A 22,820-nucleotide genomic window follows, 5' to 3' on the forward strand; every position below is an offset into this window, starting at 1 on the left:
GGGTTACTCCTTCGTAATAGTCGCAATGATCTGTGCGGCGAGATCTTCTGCCACACTACCCGCACCGGAATGCTCGAGGGCTTCGCGCATGTGCTGTGATCGTTCGGGCTGACCCAAAATCTCATGCACACTGCGGGCAAGCGTGGCGGGGGTGAGTTCGGCGTCGTCGATACGCAACGCTGCACCGGTGGCCACGAGGTGCGCAGAGTTGAGTCCCTGCTCCCCGTTGCCGTGCGGCAGCGGAATGTAGACAGCCGGCAAACCCGCAGCCGAGTTTTCGGCGACGGTCATGGCCCCTGAACGGCACACGACCATGTCCGCCACGGCGTAGGCCGCCTCCATGTCGTCGATGTACGGCACCGCAGTGTAGCCTTCGTGCGGCTTCGGCGCGTCGTTCTTCCTGCCGTACGCGTGCAACACCTGATAGCCCTGCGCGGTGATCTCTTCGATGGCTCCGGCCACGGCACGATTAATGCTCACCGCGCCCTGCGACCCACCAGTGATGAGCACCACGGGCCGTTCGGGGTCAAGGTTCCACATCTTGTAGCCGCGCTGCGCTTTCGCGCCGTCCGTATCGATGCCCACCCCAGGCCGCACCGGAATCCCCACGACATCGCCGGGCATGCCTGAATTCGCTACCGCATTGAGCCCTACGCCACCGAGCTTGACGCCAAGCTTGTTTGCCATCCCAGCCAGCGCGTTGGTTTCCAGGACGAAGAAAGGAATCCGCAACGACGCCGCCGCGAGATACGCGGATGCTGACACGTATCCGCCGGTGCCGAATACAGCCTCGGCTTTCGAGTCCTTCATCACCTTCCGCGTCTGCTGCACGGAACGCGCAAGCTTGAACGGCACACCGAGCAACTTCCAGGGTTTCTTGCGCGGGATCGGGACTGGGTCAATCAGCGCAAGCTCGAACCCACGTGCAGGCACGATTGTGGTTTCCAGGCCACGCTCCGTGCCGAGCGCGATCACGTTTGCGCCGTGCTGCTCGCGAAGCACTTCCCCTACTGCGAGCGCCGGCTCAATATGCCCGGCGGTACCACCGCCTGCGAGCACGACAGTGTGCTGGGTGTTGTCCATGGGGAATCTCGTCCTTTCCTTGTCGACGACCACCTAACGGTACCGACGTCGCTCTGCTTGGTTCGGTCGTTCTCGGCGCTGTGTTACATTCCTCGAGGGTCGAGGGGTGTGACGGTGCGTGCGGTTCTCTGCGGCTGCTCGGTGTGTCACGGGTACCCCGTAGCTCTGTGTCCGGGGAGGATGCGCCTGCGCGCGTGGTATGCGGGCCCGACGCAGCTGGGCGGCAGCCTTCGGCTCCGGGAGGAACAGCATCCTGTCAAAGCGGGGGCGCCCATAGTTCTGCATGGCAGAGACCGCATCGGGCTCATGTCGGGCGATGGAGGCCAGCATGCCCATTGACCACAGCGTGATCACGGCAGAGGTACCGCCGGCGGACAGCATCGGCAGCTGGATACCAGTCACGGGCACGAGGCCTACGACGTAGCCGATGTTGATGAACGCCTGCGAAACTACACCCGCCGTCAGCGACGCGGCGGCGAGCCCCTGGAAGGTCGTCTGCGCTCGCTGCGCAGTCCGCAGGCCGAAGTAGCCAAGTGCAGCGAACAGCGCGATGACCATCGCGCCGCCCCACATGCCGAGTTCCTCGCCGATGACGGCGAAGATGAAGTCGTTTCGTGCCTCTGGCAGGTAGAACCACTTCGCACGGGACTGCCCAAGACCGACACCGAAGATGGAGCCGTCTGCGAGAGAGAGGAAGCCCTGGTGCGACTGGAACGCCGCGCCACGTGTATCGCTGAAGTTCCCGAACAGCGCCTCGAAGTAGACGTGGAAGCGCTGCGAGCGGAAGCCACCGAGCAGAAACAGTGCTATCACCGCAGCACCGCTGAGGCCACAGAGGATGCCAATCGCTTTCAGTGGGAAGCCTGCAAACCACAGCACGAAAATAACGATGGCCGCAAACGACATCGTCATGCCGGCGTCGCCCTGCTTCGCGATCAGCAGGATGCACACGCCCGAGCCAAGCAGGAACTGCGCGGTTGGTGACTGCCACGCAGGCCCCGACGCAGGCGGCTGCTTCTTCGACAGCACTGAGGCTCCCCAGATTGCGATGGCGACGCGCGCAAACTCTGATGGCTGCATCGTCAACGAGCCAAGCATCAGCCACGACTGCGAACCGACTTCCTCACGTCCGGTACCGATCAACAGCACCAGGACCAACAAGAGCACGGCGAACAAAAACAGTGGCGTAGCAAACTTGCGGATGCGTTCGGGAGGAATCATCAGCGATACCCAAAACAGCACGAGTCCGGCCAGCACCATCAGGGACTGGCGAAGAGCAGTCGACCACACGCTGCTCGAGGCAGCAAACGATGAGGCCATCGAGGAGCTCATAACCATGACGACGCCGAGTGCCGCAAGCACCAACACCACGGTTCGAATCACGGTGTAGTCGATAAGGGGGCGCTGTTCAAGCGCAGCAATAAACGACGTGTGCGCCCGCCCGAGTGCGCTTTGAGGCACGTCACGGGTGCCGGTTTTCGGCGCGCGCGTCGGCGGCTGCTGTCGACGATTTCGCTTCATGGCACCTCTTTACGGTTCGCTGCGAGTACTGTTGTGTCTCAAGTTACTGTAGTGAAAAGTGTCGCTTGGCGGCCGCACGAAACGCGTCCCCGCGCGCGGACATGCCCGGATACATATCGAGGCTCGCCGCAGCAGGCGCCAGCACGACGCTATCCCCAGATTGTGCCTGCTCGCCGGCAAAGCGGACCACAGCATCCATCGCCGCGTCCGGGTCCGTGGAATCAGTCACGAAGATTGGGAGGTCCGGCGCCAATCGCTTGACGGCGTCATAAATCTCCATGCGGTCGACCCCAAGCAGCGCAACGGCACGCATGTGCCCCACATGCTTCTCGACGACCTCGTCAATCGCAGCGCCCTTCAGCTGGCCACCGGCAACCCACACGACTGTGCCCGCGCCGGTTAACGCCGAATCAGCCGCGTGTGGGTTCGTCGCCTTCGAATTGTCGATCCACCGCACGCCATTCGCTTCATGCACCACGGCACCGCGATGGCCCGCAACGTGGAAGTGAGCAAGTGCTTCTCGAATCTCTTCAGGTGTCACGCCACGCAACAAGGCCACCGAGGCAGCGGCACCTGCATCCAGCACTCCCGCGGCACCTGAAGGCTCAATGTCGTCTGCGTCAGTCAGCTCGAGAAGCACCCCGTCGCATCGTGCAACGAGCGTGCCATCGATGACGCCGACTTCGCCCTCGCGAGGCTCGCCCAACGTGAAGCCGAAGAACTTCTTGCCGGGGCGCTGCGCAACGATCGCCTGGACGTGTGCGTCGTCAACACCGACTACAGCGTTCGGCGCGTTCAGCACCTTCGCCTTCGCGGCCGCGTAGGCCTCGAACGAACCATGCCAATCGATGTGGTCGTCGGCGAGGTTCAGCAACACAGCCGCATCCGGCACAAGCTGGCTCGACCAGTGCAGCTGGAAACTCGACAGCTCGGCCACCAGCACGTCAACGCGGTCAGCGTCCGAGACTGCGTCCGCCACCGCGGTTCCGATGTTTCCGCACGCAAGCGCGCGCTTGCCCGTGCGCGCGGATGCCACCTGCATCATGGCTGCCAACATGCCGGTTGTCGTCGTCTTACCGTTCGTCCCCGTCACGACCAGCCATTCGCGTGGTGGCCCGAACACGCCAGCGCGGTCGAGCCGGTAGCACAGTTCCACATCGCCAATGACGTCGAGCTGTGCTGTGGCGGCGTCGATAAGCAGTGGTGTGTCTGGCCTCCACCCTGGAGACGTCACCACGACCCCGACCTCGTCGAAGTACTCGTGCGCCTGCTGCGTCTCGACGGCCCGCACTCCCCACGTGCGCTCAGCAAACTCACGGTTGGCCTCGTTGTCGTCCGCGACGATGCACTCGACACCGATCTGCGACAACATACCAAGCACGCCGCGGCCCGAGACCCCGGCGCCTGCGAGCAACACACCGTGAGAAATCTCCCTGGGAATCACGCTCGTGTCAATCATGACAGTGTCACTCCGTTCTGTGTGAGCCACTCACCGTAGAAAATCGCTGTGCCGAGCGCGACCGCCATCGCGGCGATTAGCCAGAAACGCACGACCACGGTGGTCTCTGCCCAGCCGCCTTGCTCAAAGTGGTGGTGGAACGGCGCCATCCGGAACACGCGCTTGCCGGTGGATTTGAACGACGCGACCTGGATGACTACCGACGCCGCCTCGAGTACGAACAGCGCGCCGATGATGATCATCAACAGCTCGGTCTTGGAAGCGACCGACAGGCCCGCCACGAGACCACCGAGCGCCAACGAACCCGTATCACCCATGAAGATCTTGGCTGGGGACGCGTTCCACCACAAGAAGCCCACGCAGGCGCCGAAGCCTGCCGCGGCGAGAACCGCCAAGTCAAGAGGGTCGCGGACGTTGTAACACCCAGCGGCAAGTGCCGCCTCGCAGGAGTTCCGGAACTGCCAGAACGTAATCATGGTGTAGGCGCCCATTACCAGCGCAGTCGTACCGGCAGCGAGCCCATCGAGACCGTCAGTGAGGTTCACCGCGTTCGACCAAGCAGCCAGCAAAATATAGATGAAGATGAGGAAGAGAATTGCGCCGAGGATACCACCGCCGACCGCGATGTCGATCGTTTCGATATCGCGAACAAAGCTCAGCAGCGTCGAGCCTGGCGTCAATCCGTTCTCGTCGGGGAAACGCGTAATCAGCAAGCCAAAAACGATCGCGATTGCGAACTGGGAAACAAGCTTCGCGGTCTTGTTGAGTCCGAGGTTGCGTTTCATGAAAAGTTTGATGCCGTCGTCGGCAAGCCCGACGAGACCGAGTGACAACGTCAAGCCCAGGACAATGACGCCACTCGCGGTAAACGCCGCGTGATTCATGGCCATCGCGACAACCGAACTTGCCAGGTAGCCCAGCGTGATGGCGAGCAGGATCGCGATACCGCCCATCGTCGGCGTTCCGCGCTTGCGCGCGTGCGACTGCGGCCCATCCTCACGGATTTCCTGGCCGATCTCGCGGCGGTGGAAGTACCGGATCAACAAAGGGGTAACAAAAATGGAAACGAGGAAGCTAATAACTCCTGCGACAATTACTTGAATCATGTGAGACTGCTACCTTGCTTCATTCTCTTTCGTTGACTTACTTTGACTGTCAAGCGTACGGGCACGCAATAAATGTTCAGCCACCACCCACAGCTTTTGGACATTCGACGCCTTGACCAGCACCACCGCCGAGTCAGACGATCCCTCGAGCATTGCTTGGACAAGGTCGCCGGCCTCGACGGCGTCGGCAACACGCTGCGTAGCGACGCCCCGCTCGCCCGCAGCTCGCGCAAGTGCCTCCATGGCGGCGCTTTGCCCCACTGCGACGAGATCAGTGATGTTGTAATTCACCAGCTCGGCGGCGAGCTCAGCGTGCGCCGCCGAAGACTCCTCGCCGAGCTCCCCCATCTCACCGAGTACCGCGATCGAACGTGTTGTCCCCGGACGCGCCGCGGCCGTGGACGCCAGCGCAGCAATGCCCGCGCGCATCGACTCGGGATTCGCGTTGTACGAATCATTGATGACGGTCACCCCGTCCTCGCGGGTGCGCACATCCATCCGGTTCACCGACACGGTCCTGGCGTTACTTAATGCTTCAGCGATCGTCTCTGGCTGCATACCTGCGCCAAACCCGACTGCCGCCGCGGCGAGCGCGTTGCCCACCTGATGCGCGCCGTGCACTCCGAGGTGCACCCGGTGCGCTTCGCCATCGGGAGTGTGCAACACAAACGACGATCGTGCTACCTCATCCAGGGTGACGTCGGTTGCGTAGAAGTCCGCCTCCGGCGAACCCGCCGCAGAAAACACCCATACCTTCGCGGTGGTCCGGGAACGCATTGCCGCGACGTACGGGTCATCGAGGTTCAGCACTGCAATACCGCCGTGCGCAGCATCCGGGAGCGCTTCCACCAACTCGCCTTTCGCCTGTGCAATGGCCTCGCGCGAGCCGAACTCCCCCAGGTGTGCAGAACCAACGTTGAGCACCACACCCGTCGATGGCGGAGCAATCTTTGCAAGGTGTGCGATGTGTCCAATGCCACGCGCCGACATCTCGGCGACCAAAAACGCCGTCTCCGTCGTACAACGCAGCACCGTGTACGGGTGGCCAATCTCGTTGTTAAACGATCCGGGGGGTGCCACAGTTTCGCCTGCCTGGCGGAGCACCGCGGCGATCAGGTCTTTCGTCGAAGTCTTGCCTGCCGAGCCCGTGACGCCCACAACGGTGAGGCCGTGTTCATTGACAAGGCACCGCGCCACATGCGCCGCCAGCTTCGAAAGACCGCCTACCACACCGAGTGCGCTACCCGTCGGGTCGCTTGCCGCCAAATCAGAGTTGTCATCAGGTCGCACCTCGGCACATGGCACGATCACCGCGGGAGCGCCAACCTCACGCGTAGTCAACGCCGCAACTGCGCCCTGCTCCAAGGCCGTGCCTACGAAGTCGTGTCCATCAACCCGCGCCCCCTTCAGCGCCAGGAAGAGATCCCCCGCAGACACCTTTCGCGAATCGAACTCGACACCGCCGGTCACTTTCGCCTCCGGATCCGCCTCTCTCGACAGTTTCCCCCCGACGATATTGGCGATCTCGCCCAACGAACACTCAATCATTTTCTTCTATTACCTCGCGAAGGTTTCTAGGGCACGTCGCATCTCTTCCCGGTCATCGAAGTGGTGCGTGGTGGTACCAACAATCTGGCCGACCTCGTGCCCCTTGCCAACAACAATGATCGCATCGCCTGGCTGGGCCCACTGCACCAACGCGTCAATAGCGGCAGCGCGGTCCCCGATTTCGCAAACCTCCGGGTGGTGCGGCGCATCCGTAAACTCTTGCGCACCACGCAGCACCTCCGCACGAATGGCAGCCGGCTCTTCTGTACGAGGATTGTCATCGGTCACCACCACAAAATCCGCACGCTTCGCAGATTCGCGGCCCATGATAACGCGTTTCGACGTATCCCTGTCCCCACCAGCGCCAACAGCCACACCAACCCTACCGGTGACCTGCTCACGTAGCGTATCCAGCACTGCAGCGATCGCCGCCGGCTTGTGTGCATAATCCACGACAGCTACAAACGGCTGCCCGCAGTCGATACGCTCCATGCGCCCCGGCACCTGAGCCTGCGCAAGCCCGCCGATAAATACATCCACATCAATCCCCGCCGTGTACGCCATCGCCGTGGCCAACGCTGCGTTTGCAACGTTAAACGCACCCGGCATCTGCAGACGCAGCGTGTGGGTCGAATTGGACGTCGATAAGGAAATCTCCTGTGCACCGGTCGTATCGACCGAAAGCTGCTTCGCGCTGACATCGAGGCCCGCTTGTCCTCGAGTGCCTACTCGAACCGGCTCGTGTGCACGCTCCGCCATGCGCTCGCCCCACTCGTCATCAACGCACACCACCGCGCGCTTCGCCGCGCTACGAGAACTCGGGTCGAAGAACAGAGCCTTCGCCTCGAAGTACTCCTCCATCGAATGATGGAAATCAAGGTGGTCCTGGCTGAGATTCGTAAACCCAGCGACATCAAACGACGTGCCGCTGACGCGGCCCAGCATCAGCGCGTGGGAGGAAACCTCCATCACCACATGCGTCACCCCAGCCTCGAGCATCCGACGAAACAGCGCCTGAAGCGTCGGCGCTTCCGGAGTGGTCAAAGACGTGGGAACGGGCTCCCCGAGAATCTTTGTACCAGTCGTGCCGATCAGCCCAACCTTCGCGCCTGCTGCCTCAAGGCCCTTTTCCAGCATGTATGTCACAGTGGTCTTCCCGGACGTACCGGTAACTCCAAGGAGAGTCATCTGCTCAGAAGGATGCCCATAGACCTCCGCAGAGACATCACCAAGCACCGCGCGTACATCTTCAACAACCAACACGGGCCGTTGCTCGCCTTGTGACTCAAGAATCTCTGCACCCGCACGATCTGTAAAAATCGCACCGGCCGGACACTGCTTCGCAAACGTTGCACCGTGCACACGCGTACCTGGCAGCGCTGCGAACAGCCCCCCGGGTGCAATCTTGGACGAGTCGAGTGCAATTTCTTCGATGGTCAGCGGCTGTGTTGGGGCGTTACGCAACGTCCCACCAGACAGCGCTGCGAGCGCCTCCAGTGTAGGCGCGTTCGGTGTTGTCTGCGTCATGTCATTCATTGTGAAACTTCCCTACTGGGCTTGCAAAACGTACTGGTGGGCTTCCGGGCTTGGTGGCAGGTTCTCCCTGTTAATCAACCAGCTTGCAATCTCTGTAAACACTGGCCCCGCCGATTGGCCGCCTGCGCCGCCCTCTTTCGGACCCCGCTGCGGTTCGTCAAGCATTACGGCGACGACGAAACGCGGGTCATCCGCAGGCGCGATTCCTGCAAACGTGATCCAGAACTGGCTCTGCGAGTACGCGCCCGTGTCGGGGTTGACCTTCTGCGCGGTGCCCGTCTTCCCCGACAGCTGGTAGCCAGGCAATTGACTGTTGTGCGCGGTACCGCTATTGATTCCGGCCGGGTCGTTCTGGAACGTGGAGCGGAACATGTCCACAACCGTCCGCGCCGTCGACTCCGACACCACACGATGCCGCTCCGGCGCGGGCTGCTCCAGCTGCGTGCCCTCGGCGCTTTCAATGCTTCGAATGATCCGAGGCTCGATCCGCTCACCACCGTTGGCAAGTGTTTGGTAGACGCTCGCCATCTGCAGCGCCGTCCAACTCATGCCCTGTCCGATCGGTAGGTTCGCGAACGTGCCTCCCGACCACTGCTCCAGCACAGGCAAAAGACCGGCGGACTCGTTAGGCAGCTCAATGCCAGTCGTGCTTCCAATCCCGAAGCGTTGCAGGTAGTCCCAGTAGCGTTCCTCGCCAAGCTTCTGCGCAATCTGCAGCGTGCCCACGTTCGAGGACTTTCCGAAGATACCCGCAGTGGTGTACGGCATGACGCCGTGTTCCCACGCATCGCGCACAGTAATGCCAGCCATGTCGATGGAACCAGGCACCTGGTGCACTTCGTCCGGCGAGGTCACTTTCTCTTCGATGGCTGCGGTGGCAGCGATGATCTTCGCAACGGAGCCGGGCTCAAACGGGTGCGAGATCGCGTTGTTACTGAAGTCCTTGCCTTCGCGCAGCTGCCGCTCGATGTCCCCGTTCGGGTCGATGGTTGATGTATTCGCCATCGCGAGTACCTCGCCACTCCGGGCGTCAAGTACTACAGCCTCTGCGTCCTTCGCCAGCGAGTTGCGCTTCGCATTCTCCAGGGTCTGCTGCACGAATGACTGCAGGTCCAGGTCGATCGTCAAGGTGATCTTCGCGCCATCAACCGCTGGTACCACATCGCGCAGCGTGCCTGGGATGGACTGCCCGTCGTTCGACACATCCTCCGTTTTGCGCCCGTTGATACCGGTCAGCACTGCGTCGCTCGAGGCTTCAAGCCCAAACTGCCCTTGCCCGTCCATCGACACTTTGCCAAGGATGTTTTCCGCGATCGCCCCGTTTGGGTACTGGCGGATATCCTGGTGGTCAGAGGCCACGCCGTGGAATTCGGTAGCAATTTTCGACGCCACATCCGGGTCCACATTCCGGACCAGCACTTCGTAGTTCGTATCCGCGTGCAGCTTCTCAAGGATGTCTCGCGCATCGACCTTGCCCACGCTACGCATGTCATCAACGCCTCGCTTCTCGACGTCCTCTTCGCCCATCGCCTCGCCAATCATGACGGGGATCTCGTTGGCCATCGTGCGCAGAATATCTTCGACGCGCGCGTCAACCATCGCTCGCGTCGCTTCGTCGTCAAGGTTTCGCAGGTTCTCGGCGAGCATCACTTGCTCAGTCAGCTCTTTGCGGAGCGTCACCGGCGACACGGTCAGCGATCGCGCCTGCATCGTATAGGCCAGGTGGTTGCCTTCGCGGTCCACGATCTCCCCGCGCCGTGCGGGGTCTGTGTAGATCCTAGCGCGCTGCGACTGTGCCTGCTCCCGCAACTGAGGCCCCCACACGACCTGCACAAGAAACAGCCTGCCGACCAGCAAGACGCTGATGACAAGGAACAAAATGACTGCCCATTGGGAACGCTGATGCAGCACGCTTCGACGTGTCTTTGGCGCATGAGGCGATTCGACCACTGCCCTGTATTCACCTCACTCCACTATGTTCAACGGGTTAGCAACGATTCGTGTCCTTAGAGCTTAGAGCGTAGACGGGACATTCGGTGCATACGGCGCCACGTTGTCCAACCGTGAAGCGCTGCCAAGCACGTTGTTCCCCGGAAGCTGGGTGAGCGAATCGCCGATTTCACGAGTTGCTTGCTGATCACTCGACGCGCGCCCCGATCGCGCGTGCGACTCGTTGACGTCCACAACGCCTGCTGTCTCGTTCGGGTCGAACGGGCGCTGTTCGTGCACACTGCCGTCCTCGTGCACCGCGACGATCCCTGGGGCCGACGGAACCAACAAACCAGCGTCACCGGCACGCTGCGCGATTTCAGCAGAAGACCTACGATCCTCGAGGTCTCGTGTCAGCGACTCAACACGGTTGGTCAATTCGCGCTCCTGCGACTGCAGCCGCTGAATGGTAAACGTCTGTGTCGTCGAAAGCGCGCTCAACCCCATCGCTGCAACAACACCAATAATGAGCAACACCACCGTCACCGTGAACGTTAACGAGAGCTGCTTCTTAGCGGCAGCTGGCTGTGCAATACGACGCCCCCTGTAGGACACAACCTGCTTCGACCCCAATCGACCATGCGCTCGCGGGTGCGGAACATGTGGCCGAATGCCCGGGTTGAGCAGCCGAGTGTTCGAGCCACGCTGCTGGCTGGAGCGTCGCGTCTGCGGTCGCACCTGATCACCGCGCGTCAGCGTCGTATTCGATCCGCTGTACTCTCGTGCTGCCATGATTGATCAGTTCCTTAGTTGCTTTGTGCTAGTTTCTCGACACCACGTACCCGTACGGACGCCGCTCTAGGGTTATGTTCAATTTCAGTTTTCGACGCCTTCTCCGCCCCCTTAGTGATGGAACGGAACAGCGGCTGCGTTCCTGGAAGGTCCATCGGGAGTCCCGGCGGGGTTTTCGACTCCGTGAGTTCCCGAAACGCCGCCTTGACGATCTTGTCCTCGAGCGATTGGTAACTCATAAAGACCGCTCGACCGCCCACACCCAGTAGGTCGGTAATGACGGGGAGCACTCGCTCAACCGCCTCGAGCTCGCGGTTTACCTCGATTCGCAGTGCCTGGAAGGTACGCTTCGCCGGGTGGCCGCCAGACCTGCGGGTGGCTGCCGGGATTGTGTCGTAGAGCAGTTCCACGAGCCGAGCACTCGTCGTAAATGGTTCCCGCTCGCGTTGCTGAAGGATCGCTCGGGCAATCTTGCCCGCGAAGCGTTCGTCACCATACGTCTTAAGGATGCGCGCCAAGTCACCGTGCGAATAGGTATTCAGCACATCCGCAGCCGTCAGCGACTGCGTTGTGTCCATCCGCATATCGAGCGGGGCGTCAGCCTTGTACGCGAAACCTCGCTCTTCCTGGTCCAGCTGCATCGAGGACACACCAAGATCAAACAGCGCCCCGGCAACTCCGCGCTCACGGACAATATCGAATGGCGCACGCTCGTCGGACGCGGCAACCTCGCCAATTGCGTCAAAGCGAGCTTGCACTGGAACGAAGCGGTCGCCAAACTGGGCCAGCCGCTCAGTCGCAGCCGCTAATGCGTGCGGGTCACGGTCGATTCCGATGACGTACGTGTTCGGAAATGTAGAGAGAAAGTATTCTGTATGCCCGCCCGCGCCGAGGGTGCCGTCGACAATTACAGCGTGATCACCGAACTGCTCAACCGCTGGCGCGAGCAATTCCGCCATTCGGTTACGCATGACAGGAACGTGGCCACGGTTTGCCACCGGATCAAAGTCCATCGCGGCTTCCACCATCGTCGGGCACACTCCCTTCACTGCGTTGTTTTGAAATTACCTACACCCATGATTGGGGAGCGTATAGAGCCCTACCCCGGGCGGCTGCTCTGATGTCGGGGAAGTACACCAGAACGCTTCACGCCCGGGATAGAGTCCGTACACGCTCTCCGTCAGTAGTCGATGCCCACTGTGAGGTAGTCAGCCTTACAGCAGACCGGAGAGTATGTCGTCGTCATCCGCTGCCGAGAAGGCAGCTTCAGTCTCTTCTTGGTATTGAGCCCAGGATTGTGCATCCCAGATCTCGAGAAAATCTACAGAACCGATCACTACGCACTCCTTGGAAAGGTTTGCGTACTCCCGGTGTGACGCCGACAACGTAATGCGACCGGAACCGTCAAGCGTTTGCTCATCCGCACTGGCAGCCAGATTACGAATGAACGCACGTGCTTTAGGGTTCGTACGGGAGGCCGCAGCAGCCTTTTTGGCTCGCGCCGCGAACTCCGCACGGGGATAGACCGCTAAGGAGTGGTCTTGCCCCTTGGTCACCATCAGCCCGTCCGCGAGGTCCTCTCGGAACTTCGCGGGCAGCGTCAAGCGCCCCTTGTCATCAAGCTTGGGAGTGTAGGTTCCCAGAAACATCGGGCGACCTACCTTCCTCTACGCCGTCAGACACGTGATGTATGCAGTTTTCTCCGCTTCGTACGTAACAGTGTGTAGTCAGCACACCATCACGCCTTCCGCTACGCCCCACTTTAACCCACCATGCCCCACAAATGCCACACCACACACGAAAAAGAGTATTACTTTTCCACGAACTGCAGGTCAAAGGATATTAATTTAGTGGGGGACGCTCCCCCTATCCTGTGCCACAACAGGCACATTCCTCACTTAAGGCAGCTATATGAACAGTGGTATCCCCATCAAGAAGCCACACCCAGCCGCCAGGTGGGCGAAAGTGGGGGAAGTGGGTGAAAGTGGGGAGCCCAATTTGCGAGCAACAAAAACGCCCCCTTTCCATAAAAAGGGGGCGTGGCAGTTCTTCCTATTAAGGGCGATCCTCGAACCTTCGCTTAAAGTTTTGCTCCATCGAGCTCACTCGAGGAGACTTGTGCTGCGCACGGGAGGCATTACGCACTTTCGACACCGACGGCCCATGCGACGGGGTACGTAGCGCCATGAGGCCACCTGCCATCATGACGCCGAACCCGACAATACTGATAACAACAGTCCAGATAGACAACGAAGCAAGCGCCACGCCTCCAAGCAGCAGCACTATACCAAGCACCATCAGTGCCACGCTGCGCATCGTGACCCGGCCAGTGCCCGATGGGGCCGCATAGTCGGCATTTCGACCAACGCTTTGCACAAATGAAGGGTCATCTGCCAAGAGTGACTGCTCAATTGCACGGAGTGCTTGCTGCTCCTGTTCAGAAAGTGACACTGCTCTACTCCCAAGCTCCAAAGCGGACGTTGCTAACCATATAACGGCCATCCTAGCGCCTTTGTTCCCCGGGAGCCGAGGCAAAAATCCCACAGGCTATGCAGCTGCACCACTCCCGGCAGGCAAGGACTCGCAATAGAACCGTTCAGCCTGTTCGAGCAGCTGCGAAACCCGAGCCGCCGAAGGCATGTGCTCAATCCCAGAGGCAACCCGCCCCCGCTCGCGCGAAAAAGCTTCAAATACCGTCGCCCACCTCTCTCCCCCTTTCCCGGTGAGTGCAAGCTTTTTCCACGCACTACTTGGCAACCGCTTCCTCTTTTGGATCACCGGGCTATCGGCACACACTGCACCCGCAGTCCGCAACGCTGCACGGTAGGCATACTCCATCGCCTGATCGTATGCGCCCTCCTCAAATCGCTCATAAGCGAAAACAAGGCACGTATCTGCCGTTTCAAAAAACTGGTCGCGCTTCGACCTGCGGACCCGTGCACCGTAGACCTCATTCGTTGTCGCAGAGATAACGCTGTTCATGTTCATTTTCTCCTTCACTACTTCCTGTGTTTGCCCCGAATATAGAAAACGAGTCCGACACAACCCTCAAAAAATTAGCTCACCTGTTCGAATGTGGCGAACCGTCACGCCGCCGTGGTTCGATAAAGGGCATGAAGACCGAAATCCGTCGACTCACACCGGCCGAGTACCTTCTTGCGACACCGCAGCTCGTCGACCTCTATATAGAGGCCATGGACTACCCAGCCAACGTGCGAACGGCACGCATCGCTTCCTGGCGACAGGAAGCACTCTCACCAGGATTCACAGCAATTGCTGCGATAGCTGATGATACGCTGGTCGGCGTTGCCTACGGAATGCTTGGACAGCGTGAGCGTTGGTGGGACCACCAGCTCAGGCAGGCGCTTGCGATGCAAGGAGGCCCGTCGAAAAGCGAACAAGCGATGCTGGAAAACTACTTTGAGGTCGCAGAGATTCATGTGCTTCCCAACTACCAAGGGCGGGGGATCGGCGCGACGCTGCTCCGCGAGCTCATGCACCTTGCCCCAGCAAAGTGGGCTCTCCTGTCCACCCCCGAAGTCGCGAACGAAGACAACGGCGCGTTCAAGCTCTACCGCAAGTTTGGATTCGTCGACGTCGCACGCAACTATCTGTACCCCGCTGATCCGCGGCCATTCGCGATTCTAGGGCGACCGCTGCCCCTGGAAACGCCCTCAATGAGGTAGTTTTGTCGTGGTAACTCGGTAGTCTCTAGGCACATACGTCTAGGAGAGATTCTGAAATGGAGCACAACGTGTCTGAAGTATCCTCACAAGGGTCATCGCTCGAGGCCATCCCTGCGCTTGTTGAGGAGCAGCTTTGCGCGTTCTTCGATAACCAGGAGTCCGTGGTCGCGGAAATCGGCGCCCCAGTGGAAGACGCGGTGTCCTACCTGCGCAAATTCGTCCTCGGCGGGGGCAAGCGAATCCGACCCTTGTACGGCTGGGCTGGCTTCATCGGGGCCGGCGGGCTCGAACACAGCCAGGAAGACCCCGAGGCCGTCCTGCGCGCCGTGAGCTCGCTCGAATTCATTCAGGCGTGTGCGCTCATCCACGACGATATTATTGACGCCTCCGACACCCGGCGCGGCAACCCAACGGTGCACCGCGCAGTCGAGGCAACGCATCGCAGCGAAGGGTACCGTGGCGACGCGGCGTCCTTCGGCGAGCACTCGGCTATCTTGATCGGCGACCTCGCCCTGGTGTGGGCAGAAGATATGTGGCGCTACTCCGGGCTCACAGATGGCGCACTCGCCCGCGCGGCGAAGCCCTGGGTGGGGATGCGTACTGAGGTGATCGGTGGCCAACTGCTCGACATCATGCTCGAGGCAAAAGGCAGTGAGTCTGTTGAATTGGCGGACAAGGTCAATAGGTACAAGACCGCTGCGTATACGATCGAGCGTCCACTCCACCTCGGAGCTGCCATTGCGGGCGCACCGGAAGAGACAATCACCGCGTTCCGTGGTTACGGGCGCGACATTGGTATCGCGTACCAGCTTCGCGACGACATCCTCGGGGTCTTCGGAGAGCCGGAGGTAACCGGGAAACCAGCTGGCGACGACATTCGTGAAGGCAAGCGCACTGTCCTATTTGCCACGGCGCTGGCCAACTTGGATGCCTCCGATCCGGCCGCAGCGCAACGGCTGCGTGACGGAATAGGCGTCGCAACATCACCGGAGGAGCTCTCCGAACTTGCGAGCCTGATCCAAGGAAGTGGGGCCGTCGAGGCAGTAGAGGCGCGCATTGATCGCCTCACCGAGTCCGGCCTGCAGCACCTTGCTGACGCCGGCATCGATGCCGCTGTCGCGGAGTTCATGCGCGACCTGGCGATCAAAGCCACGGCTAGGCGTATGTAGCGATGAAGTCACTTACGCCGACACGACTCGGGCTGCTTGCAAGCATCATGGTTGCCCTTGGTTCCTTTGGGGCTGGCGCCACGCGCAACCGGGGCGGCGTGATGCGCATGTTGGGCGTCGACAATCTGACGTACGGGCACGGACGCGCGCTCATGGACATCACGATGAGCGTCGGCATCGTTGTGCTGCTGCTCGCTTGGTTGTGGCTGTGGCGGGCGCGCCCCTCCCTCGACACGGTGCAGCGAGCCACCTGGCTGTGGACAGCCCCGCTGGCGGTCAGCGCACCGATGCTCTCACGCGATGTGTACTCCTACCTCATGCAGGGCGCCATGCTTCGCGACGGCTTCGACCCCTACTCGGAGGGCGCGGCCGTCAACCCTGGTCCGCTGTTGTGGGAGGTCTCCCACGACTGGCGAAACACCACTACCCCGTACGGCCCCCTCCACCTGGGCCTGGGCAAGCTGATCACGCTGGTGACCGGTGACAGTGTGGGCGCCGGGATTGTTGCGTATCGTTTGTTGGCGCTGGCGGGGTTCGCGCTCATCGTCGTCACGGTCCCGAAGATTGCGAAACGCCTCGGGGGCGATGCCGCGTTTGCGCTCTGGATCGGTGCGACGAACCCGCTGATGTTGCTGCACATGGTTGGCGGGATGCACAACGAGGCGGTCATGGTGGGCCTGGTCAGCGTCGGTATCCTCTTGGCGCTGCGCAACCCGGCAAGCGTTGCCACGTTTAGCGGCGCAATCGGCGTGGTGGCGGTCGCGGTGTCGCTGAAGGCCACGGCGGCCGTCGCGATGCCGTTCATCGTGTGGCTGATGGTTTCCCATTTCGCTGGGGCATCGGCGTCGTTGGTAAAAAAGTGCACCGCGTTCATCATCTCCGCTGCGTGGTCGATCGCGTTGACGGTTGGAGTGCTCTACGTGGTCACCGCGGTATCGGGAGCATCCTGGGGCTGGCTTGCTGAGATCTCTGGCAACTCGAAGGTCATCAACCCTCTAGCAGGCCCCACGCTCGTTACCGAGATCCTCACTCCAGGGTTCCAGCTTTTCGACGACCACTTCTACTACAACAGCCTCCTCGGCATCGCGCGTACGGCGTCGTCCCTCCTGATGCTGGCAGGCCTGGCCGTCGTGTGGTGGTGGTTCCGCCCCAAGCCAGGCGCAGCGAACGATGTTCGGGCTGTGCAAGGCACAACCGCCGCGTACGTCGTCGCGTTTGTCACCAACGCGGTGACGCTCCCCTGGTACTACGCATCAATCCTCGGACTCGTGGGAACGTTCCGAGCTCCGCGGTGGGTCCAGCAGATCGCGGTGGGGGCCAGCGTGATCATCGTGTTGGCGTTTACTGGCGGCGGCAACCACCGCTTCTACGACGCCTGGTTCCTCGTCGCCGCGCCGTTCGTGGCCTTCGCCGCCGTCCTTGCGGTGTGGCCGGTCCAGCGGACTACAGCGCCATCGCCTGTGCGCGGCGAATAACTTCGCGGGCGCCGTGGCCGTGTAGCGCATCGATCGGCCGGCCTTTGAGGGACTCGTCAGGGGTAAATAGGTATTGCAGGGATTCTTCAGGGGTGAAACCGCCGTCGGCAAGCACGGTGATGGCCCCGCTGATAAACTTTGACAACTCACCGTCTGCCAGCAGGAGTGCAGGGATGTAGTTCACACCGTCCTTGCGGTACGCGAGGAGCTTGTCGGAGTGGACATAGTCATGGATTTTTGTGACTGGAACGCCGAGCGTTTCCGCGACTTCGGGAAAGGTCAGCAGTTCATCGTGTTCGAGCAATGAATCAATAGTCTGTTGAGCACTCACGTCCGACAGTTTACGCGTGGAGTGCTCCTTGGGCCATACTGGAGCGCATGGCACAGCTCGCAGTTGGAGACACGCTGGACAACCGGTACATCATCGATCGCCCCATCGCTCGCGGTGGCATGGCGACGGTCTACCGCTGCGTCGACACGCGTTTGGGACGAGAAGTGGCCGCCAAGGTGATGCACGAGTCCTATGTGCATGACAGTGTGTTTCGTGAGCGGTTTCGTCGCGAAGCGCGGGCAATGGCACAGCTGTCCCACCCCAACCTAGTCAACGTGTACGACTTCGCGGCGCAAGGCGAGCCAACAAACCAAGTGTTCTTAATCATGGAGCTGATTACCGGCGGGACGCTGCGCGAGCTGCTCGCCGAGCGCGGCCCCATGCCACCGCACGCCGCTGCCGAGGTGATGCGTGCGATGCTCACAGGACTCGCAGTTGCGCATCAAAAGGGCATGGTGCACCGCGACATTAAACCCGACAATATCCTGATCAACAGCGACCACAGCGTCAAGCTTGCGGACTTCGGCCTGGTGCGCGCGGTCTCAGACATCACGCACTCGACAGATCAGATTGTGGGCACGGTCGCGTACCTCTCCCCCGAGCAGGTCGACGGTTCCCCAATCACTCAGGCCTCCGACGTGTACTCGGCAGGCATCGTACTTTTTGAGCTGCTCACCGGACAGCAACCTTTCACCGGCGACACCCCCATTGCGCACGCGTTTGCTCGCCTGCACGAGGTTGTTCCCGCTCCGAGCTCACGCATCGGGGGCGTACCCAAGCTTTTCGACGAGCTCGTCGCCACCGCAACCGCGACCAACCCACGCGACCGCTTCCATGACGCCTCCGAGTTCCTCGCTGCTCTCAACGACGTAGCCGACGCACTCGATCTCCCACCCTACGCGGTCCCTGTGCCCAGGCACTCCGCGGCGAACCGCGCGGCCGCCCACCCAACACAATTCCGGCTTCAGCCAAGTTCGCCGGATGCATCCTCCGAGACTCGCGTGGATGCGCCCGCTGTCTCACCCCCAGCACCGGCTCCATCGGCGCGGCGAACGCCTACGCCTCCACCCCCTGCTGCACCTCAACCGCAGGCTCCCCTACCAATGTCTCCGCCGCGGCCTCGGAAGCCAGTAAGCAACCGCTCTGGCCTCGGCCTGGCGGCGTTCCTAGTTTTCAGCGCCGTGTGCGTCGGGTTGGTCGCGGTCGGCGGATGGTGGCTAGGCTCCGGCATGTACGGAGAGGTTCCTCAGATCCTCCTGCCGATGCAGTAGCAGCCACCACCCGCCGGTGCGCTGCGCTAGTAGCGCAGCATCTCTGCTACAAGGAAGGCGAGCTCCAGCGCCTGCTCAGTATTCAGGCGCGGGTCACACGCAGACTCATAGCGACCTGGCAGGTCGACGTCCGTGATGTCCTGCGCGCCGCCGAGGCACTCCGTGACGTCCTCGCCAGTCAGCTCGATATGGATGCCGCCCGGGTGCGTGCCCAACTGGCGGTGTACCTCGAAAAAGCCCTGGACTTCGTCCAGAATCTTGTCGAAGTGCCTGGTCTTGTACCCGTTCGACGCCGTGAACGTGTTGCCGTGCATCGGGTCGGTTTGCCAGATCACCTTGTGACGGGATGCTTCCACCGCGTTGACGATGGCAGGCAGGACTTCGCGAATCTTGTCGTGACCCATGCGAATCACCATGGTCAAGCGGCCCGGTTCGAAGTTCGGGTCGAGCTTATCTGCGTAAGCCACGGCTTCTTCCGGCGTAGTCGACGGCCCCAGCTTGATCCCGATCGGGTTGTCGATCATCGCGGCGAAGTTGACATGGAAATCTTCCAGCCCACGGGTGCGCTCCCCGATCCACAGCTGGTGCGCCGACAGGTCGTACAGGCGAGTCTTGCCCTGATCATCTTCCGCGAGACGCAGCATGGCACGCTCGTAGTCCACGAGCAGCGCCTCATGCGAAGCGTAGATCTCCGAGGTCCGCAGGTGCTCGTCGCTCACGCCACAAGCGTCCATGAACGCGAGTGAACGAGAAATCTCACGGCCGAGCGCTTCGTAGCGCGCACCCGCTGGAGAGTTCGTCACGAACTCGCGGTTCCACGTGTTGATGTTGTGCAGATCTGCGGTGCCGGAGGCAGTCAGCGCACGGACCAGGTTCATTGCTGCGGACGCGTTCGCATACGCGCGGACCATACGGGCAGGGTCATGACGCCGCGCGTCGTCGGTCGGCTCCACACCGTTGACGATGTCGCCGCGGTAGTTCGGCAAACCGTTGCCGTCAAGATCCGAGGAACGAGGCTTCGCGTACTGGCCCGCGATGCGGCCCAGCTTCACAACAGGCATCGACGCGCCATACGTCAGCACCGCCGCCATCTGCAGCAGCGTGCGCACGTTCGCTCGGATGTGTGGCTCCGTGTTGGACTCAAACGTCTCTGCGCAGTCGCCCCCCTGAAGCAAGAACGCCTCGCCATTGGCGACCTTGGCCATTTTCTTCTTCAGCGCTTCGACCTCAGGGGCAAGAACTACTGGCGGAACAGACTCGAGAATCTTCCGCACATACTCTGCCTCATGCCGGTCCCAGCTCGGCTGCTGCTTCGCGTCACGCGACAAGGCGTCCTGGAACTGCGCATTGAGGTCTCCCGGAAGCGGTGGCAAATCGGGGAGAGCTTCTTTGGGGATATCTACTGTCCAACTCACACTTATTGTTTAGCACGAAGCCACGCCGAATACCACAACTCTGCGACCCAAATACCTGCACAGACTCAAAATGTGAAACAGCTGTCTCACGATCTAGACGCACGTCCGAGCCGATCAAGCGGCAGATGCTCCGCGCACACGCGATACTTTTTCAAGTTATGGCGCGCATCCACCAGCGCATCATGGTTCCCGTGCGGCACCTGCGGCAGCCGTGGCCGACCCGCCATTTCCCAATACTGCTTCAACTCCCGAGTAAACCGGGGAAGGTTCTTTGGCAGCCCCGCCATATCGCCCCACAACTGCGCTAGCACCACATGGTCATACGCCCCAACCCACGCCCACAGTTCCGGGGCGGAGCGGGACGTCGTCAAGAAATCATAAACCTCGCTGCGGATCTGGTCCCTTGACTTCCATGCTGGGTGACCTGTGCCCGGCAACTTGTCCAAAACATTGTCGCGCACCCACTGATTCGCCCGAGTAGCGTCGAACTCGTTGGACACCGCGTAGTACTCGCGCCCGTCCTCAGCGACAATGCCGATGGACACGAGCTCAATGGTGGATCCATCCTCGATAAATTCCGTGTCATAGAAATAGCGCACTAGTGAACCTCGCCCTCAGAGCCCTCACGCTTGCGCGGCCAAAACATCACAGCTGCGACGAACAGCACAAGCAGAGGCGAAATCACATTCCTGGCTATCTCAAGTTCACTCGTGATGAGATACGCCCCGACCGCGCAACACACAAGCACGATACGAGTAACGAGGTCCCGGTCCATCACAACGTCCTTACTTAATCCTTTTCGGGCTCGACGCCATCAGGATAGCGCCCCGTCTCCTCGAGATGCTTTTTGACGTCCGAAGCGTACACATCCACGTACGGGAATCCGGACAGCGCAGACAGTTCATGCATCACGAAGTCGGTAAACGGGCGCATCACCTCGCGCGAGTGCGGATCAAACCCGTGCTCGGCCGCCCAGGCGTGGGGGTCAATAGGTTCGCTGAGCTTGATGCGAACCTTGGACGGGCGCGGAACCACTGATCCAATCGGGTTGGCCTCGCGGGTGCCAATCATGGCCACCAAGATCACCGGGGCGCCCGTTTCCATCGCGACACGCGCCATACCGGTGCGCCCCTTGTAGATCCGGCCATCTGGCGAGCGAGTGCCCTCAGGGTAGATGCCGAACACGTCTCCGCGGTCAACGATCACCTCACGCGCAGCCTCCAACAGGTTCGCGCCCGCCTTTGAATCGCCACGATGCACGGGGATCTGGCCAACGGAAGTGAAAAAGAACTTTTTAAACCAGCCCCTCACACCAGGTTGAGTAAAGTACTCGCTCTTCGCAGGAAACGTAATCTGGCGACGCAGCATCAGCGGCAGGTAGAACGAGTCCATCACCGCCTGGTGGTTCGAGACAAGAATGACACCACCTTCGTCCGGCACGTGTTCCGCCCCGTCAATCGTGGGACGATTCCACACAAGCAGCGCTGGCCCCAGCACCGCCTTGAACGCCGAATACCACTTGTTATGCACGCTGTCTCCCTGCTAGCTCCTCACGGGCCAAGTCCGCGACACCGATCATACCTGCTTGTGGCCCCAGCTCTGCGCACAAAATCTCTGGAACGGGGCGGTACCCGGAGCCAACCATGCTGCGGCGCAGCGAATCTTGCGCATCGTCGATGAACAGATCAGCGTCCGCGCTCACGCCACCGCCAAGGACAATCAGGCCTGGGTCGAGCACATCCGCGACAATCGATAAGCCTCGGCCCAGCCACTCAGCAAAACTCGAGAGCGCCTTCACACCGAGCTCGTCACCCTCACGCGCAGCCGCCATCACATCCTGCCCAGTCGCACGCTTATCGACGACCTTCCGGTACAACCCGCACTTCTTAAACCCACCACGAGCCGCGACTTCCAACGCGCAGTCCACCAGCGATGTTCCCGAGGCATAGCGTTCCAAGCACCCCTGCTTGCCACACGAGCACACACGACCATCCGGCACGACGGTCAAGTGGCCGAACTCCGGAGCGGTCCCAAACGACCCCCGGTAAATCTTGCCGTCGATCATCAACGTTGCGCCAATACCTGTGCCAACAGCGAAGAATACCCAGATATCCGAGTCCTTCGCTGCACCAAAGCGGTACTCCCCCCACGCGGCCGAGTTCGCGTCATGCTCGAGACGAACCGGCAGCCCCAGCGCCTCTTCGAGCTGCGCCCGCACAGGCTGATCATTACGCCACGGCAGGTGGGGCGCGAACCGAACGATCTCACAGCCCGGATCAAGGAAACCGGCGATAGCCAACCCCACTGCGTCAACCGTGTACTCCCGCTGCAGCTGCCTGACCATATCAACGATGACGTCAATCAGCTCGTCCCCGGTCTGCGGGGTACTAGTGGAAATCGATGACACGATACGCCCAGCGTCATCGACCACCGCTGCACGAGTATTCGTCCCGCCGATATCAAAACCGACATTCAGCTTGGATTCAGTAGACATACATG

Annotated in this window: 21 protein-coding genes; 4 read left to right on the plus strand and 17 right to left on the minus strand. The window is 61.1% G+C overall.

Features of this window, described 5'->3' with window-relative positions; all coding sequences use genetic code 11:
* Positions 1 to 3: 3 nt before the first annotated feature.
* The 12 genes from murG to BJP08_RS04905 form a co-directional block, all read right to left on the minus strand.
* Complete coding sequence (murG, locus tag BJP08_RS04850; RefSeq protein WP_071568511.1) at positions 4 to 1,083, minus strand: undecaprenyldiphospho-muramoylpentapeptide beta-N-acetylglucosaminyltransferase; 1,080 nt, start codon at positions 1,081 to 1,083, stop codon at positions 4 to 6.
* A 33-nt stretch (positions 1,084 to 1,116) separates the two neighbouring features.
* Positions 1,117 to 2,604: an FtsW/RodA/SpoVE family cell cycle protein gene (locus BJP08_RS04855; protein WP_071568512.1), complete on the minus strand. Its 1,488-nt coding sequence runs from the start codon at positions 2,602 to 2,604 to the stop codon at positions 1,117 to 1,119.
* Positions 2,605 to 2,647: 43 nt separating this feature from the next.
* Positions 2,648 to 4,063 (minus strand): UDP-N-acetylmuramoyl-L-alanine--D-glutamate ligase, encoded by a 1,416-nt coding sequence (gene murD / locus BJP08_RS04860; RefSeq protein ID WP_071568513.1) that lies wholly within the window; start codon positions 4,061 to 4,063, stop codon positions 2,648 to 2,650.
* Positions 4,060 to 5,169 (minus strand): phospho-N-acetylmuramoyl-pentapeptide-transferase, encoded by a 1,110-nt coding sequence (gene mraY / locus BJP08_RS04865; RefSeq protein ID WP_071568514.1) that lies wholly within the window; start codon positions 5,167 to 5,169, stop codon positions 4,060 to 4,062. The genes murD and mraY overlap by 4 nt, the downstream gene beginning before the upstream one ends.
* Positions 5,170 to 5,178: 9 nt before the next feature.
* Positions 5,179 to 6,717 carry a UDP-N-acetylmuramoyl-tripeptide--D-alanyl-D-alanine ligase gene (murF, locus tag BJP08_RS04870; RefSeq protein WP_071568515.1) on the minus strand — a complete coding sequence of 513 codons (1,539 nt, stop codon included), beginning with the start codon at positions 6,715 to 6,717 and terminating at the stop codon, positions 5,179 to 5,181.
* 9 nt (positions 6,718 to 6,726) lie between these two features.
* Positions 6,727 to 8,244 carry a UDP-N-acetylmuramoyl-L-alanyl-D-glutamate--2,6-diaminopimelate ligase gene (locus BJP08_RS04875; protein ID WP_071568610.1) on the minus strand — a complete coding sequence of 506 codons (1,518 nt, stop codon included), beginning with the start codon at positions 8,242 to 8,244 and terminating at the stop codon, positions 6,727 to 6,729.
* Positions 8,245 to 8,265: 21 nt separating this feature from the next.
* Entirely contained in the window at positions 8,266 to 10,203 is a 1,938-nt protein-coding gene (locus BJP08_RS04880; RefSeq protein ID WP_143110017.1) for a penicillin-binding protein 2, read from the minus strand.
* 63 nt (positions 10,204 to 10,266) lie between these two features.
* Positions 10,267 to 10,974 carry a hypothetical protein gene (locus BJP08_RS04885; protein ID WP_071568516.1) on the minus strand — a complete coding sequence of 236 codons (708 nt, stop codon included), beginning with the start codon at positions 10,972 to 10,974 and terminating at the stop codon, positions 10,267 to 10,269.
* Positions 10,975 to 10,988: 14 nt separating this feature from the next.
* Complete coding sequence (gene rsmH, locus BJP08_RS04890; protein WP_143110024.1) at positions 10,989 to 11,987, minus strand: 16S rRNA (cytosine(1402)-N(4))-methyltransferase RsmH; 999 nt, start codon at positions 11,985 to 11,987, stop codon at positions 10,989 to 10,991.
* A gap of 201 nt (positions 11,988 to 12,188) precedes the next feature.
* Complete coding sequence (gene mraZ, locus BJP08_RS04895; protein ID WP_070362207.1) at positions 12,189 to 12,623, minus strand: division/cell wall cluster transcriptional repressor MraZ; 435 nt, start codon at positions 12,621 to 12,623, stop codon at positions 12,189 to 12,191.
* 406 nt (positions 12,624 to 13,029) lie between these two features.
* Entirely contained in the window at positions 13,030 to 13,425 is a 396-nt protein-coding gene (locus BJP08_RS04900) for a DUF3040 domain-containing protein (protein WP_071568518.1), read from the minus strand.
* A 96-nt stretch (positions 13,426 to 13,521) separates the two neighbouring features.
* Positions 13,522 to 13,956, minus strand: coding sequence for an SAV_6107 family HEPN domain-containing protein (locus BJP08_RS04905; RefSeq protein ID WP_071568612.1), 435 nt, complete (start codon positions 13,954 to 13,956; stop codon positions 13,522 to 13,524).
* Between the two features lie 131 nt (positions 13,957 to 14,087).
* Between BJP08_RS04905 and BJP08_RS04910 the strand changes: the two genes are divergently transcribed.
* From BJP08_RS04910 to BJP08_RS04920, 3 genes are read left to right on the plus strand one after another with little or no spacing between them, the layout of a single operon-like run.
* Positions 14,088 to 14,660: a GNAT family N-acetyltransferase gene (locus tag BJP08_RS04910; protein ID WP_071568519.1), complete on the plus strand. Its 573-nt coding sequence runs from the start codon at positions 14,088 to 14,090 to the stop codon at positions 14,658 to 14,660.
* Between the two features lie 56 nt (positions 14,661 to 14,716).
* Positions 14,717 to 15,829: a polyprenyl synthetase family protein gene (locus BJP08_RS04915; protein WP_071568520.1), complete on the plus strand. Its 1,113-nt coding sequence runs from the start codon at positions 14,717 to 14,719 to the stop codon at positions 15,827 to 15,829.
* 2 nt (positions 15,830 to 15,831) lie between these two features.
* Positions 15,832 to 17,304: an alpha-(1->6)-mannopyranosyltransferase A gene (locus tag BJP08_RS04920; protein ID WP_071568521.1), complete on the plus strand. Its 1,473-nt coding sequence runs from the start codon at positions 15,832 to 15,834 to the stop codon at positions 17,302 to 17,304.
* Here BJP08_RS04920 and BJP08_RS04925 read toward each other — a convergent pair.
* A complete protein-coding gene (locus BJP08_RS04925; protein ID WP_369816390.1) occupies positions 17,273 to 17,635 on the minus strand; it encodes an Rv2175c family DNA-binding protein in 363 nt (120 codons plus the stop codon). The genes BJP08_RS04920 and BJP08_RS04925 overlap by 32 nt on opposite strands.
* A 47-nt stretch (positions 17,636 to 17,682) precedes the next feature.
* Here BJP08_RS04925 and BJP08_RS04930 point away from each other — a divergent pair, with 47 nt between their 5' ends.
* The gene (locus tag BJP08_RS04930) at positions 17,683 to 18,906 is read left to right on the plus strand and encodes a protein kinase (RefSeq protein WP_071568522.1); all 1,224 of its coding nucleotides are present in this window, start codon (positions 17,683 to 17,685) and stop codon (positions 18,904 to 18,906) included.
* A gap of 26 nt (positions 18,907 to 18,932) precedes the next feature.
* Here the strand turns inward: BJP08_RS04930 and BJP08_RS04935 are convergent, their stop codons facing one another.
* The 4 genes from BJP08_RS04935 to BJP08_RS04950 all read right to left on the minus strand — a co-directional run bounded on the left by BJP08_RS04935 (position 18,933) and on the right by BJP08_RS04950 (position 22,815).
* Positions 18,933 to 20,321 (minus strand): class II 3-deoxy-7-phosphoheptulonate synthase, encoded by a 1,389-nt coding sequence (locus tag BJP08_RS04935; RefSeq protein WP_071568523.1) that lies wholly within the window; start codon positions 20,319 to 20,321, stop codon positions 18,933 to 18,935.
* An 86-nt stretch (positions 20,322 to 20,407) separates the two neighbouring features.
* Complete coding sequence (locus BJP08_RS04940) at positions 20,408 to 20,920, minus strand: polyadenylate-specific 3'-exoribonuclease AS (protein WP_071568524.1); 513 nt, start codon at positions 20,918 to 20,920, stop codon at positions 20,408 to 20,410.
* Positions 20,921 to 21,110: 190 nt separating this feature from the next.
* A complete protein-coding gene (locus tag BJP08_RS04945) occupies positions 21,111 to 21,851 on the minus strand; it encodes a 1-acyl-sn-glycerol-3-phosphate acyltransferase (RefSeq protein WP_071568525.1) in 741 nt (246 codons plus the stop codon).
* Positions 21,844 to 22,815: an ROK family protein gene (locus tag BJP08_RS04950; RefSeq protein WP_071568526.1), complete on the minus strand. Its 972-nt coding sequence runs from the start codon at positions 22,813 to 22,815 to the stop codon at positions 21,844 to 21,846. The genes BJP08_RS04945 and BJP08_RS04950 overlap by 8 nt, the downstream gene beginning before the upstream one ends.
* Positions 22,816 to 22,820: the final 5 nt, after the last annotated feature.

Source organism: Corynebacterium sp. NML140438, assembly GCF_001875725.1.
Classification (GTDB): Bacteria; Actinomycetota; Actinomycetes; order Mycobacteriales; family Mycobacteriaceae; genus Corynebacterium.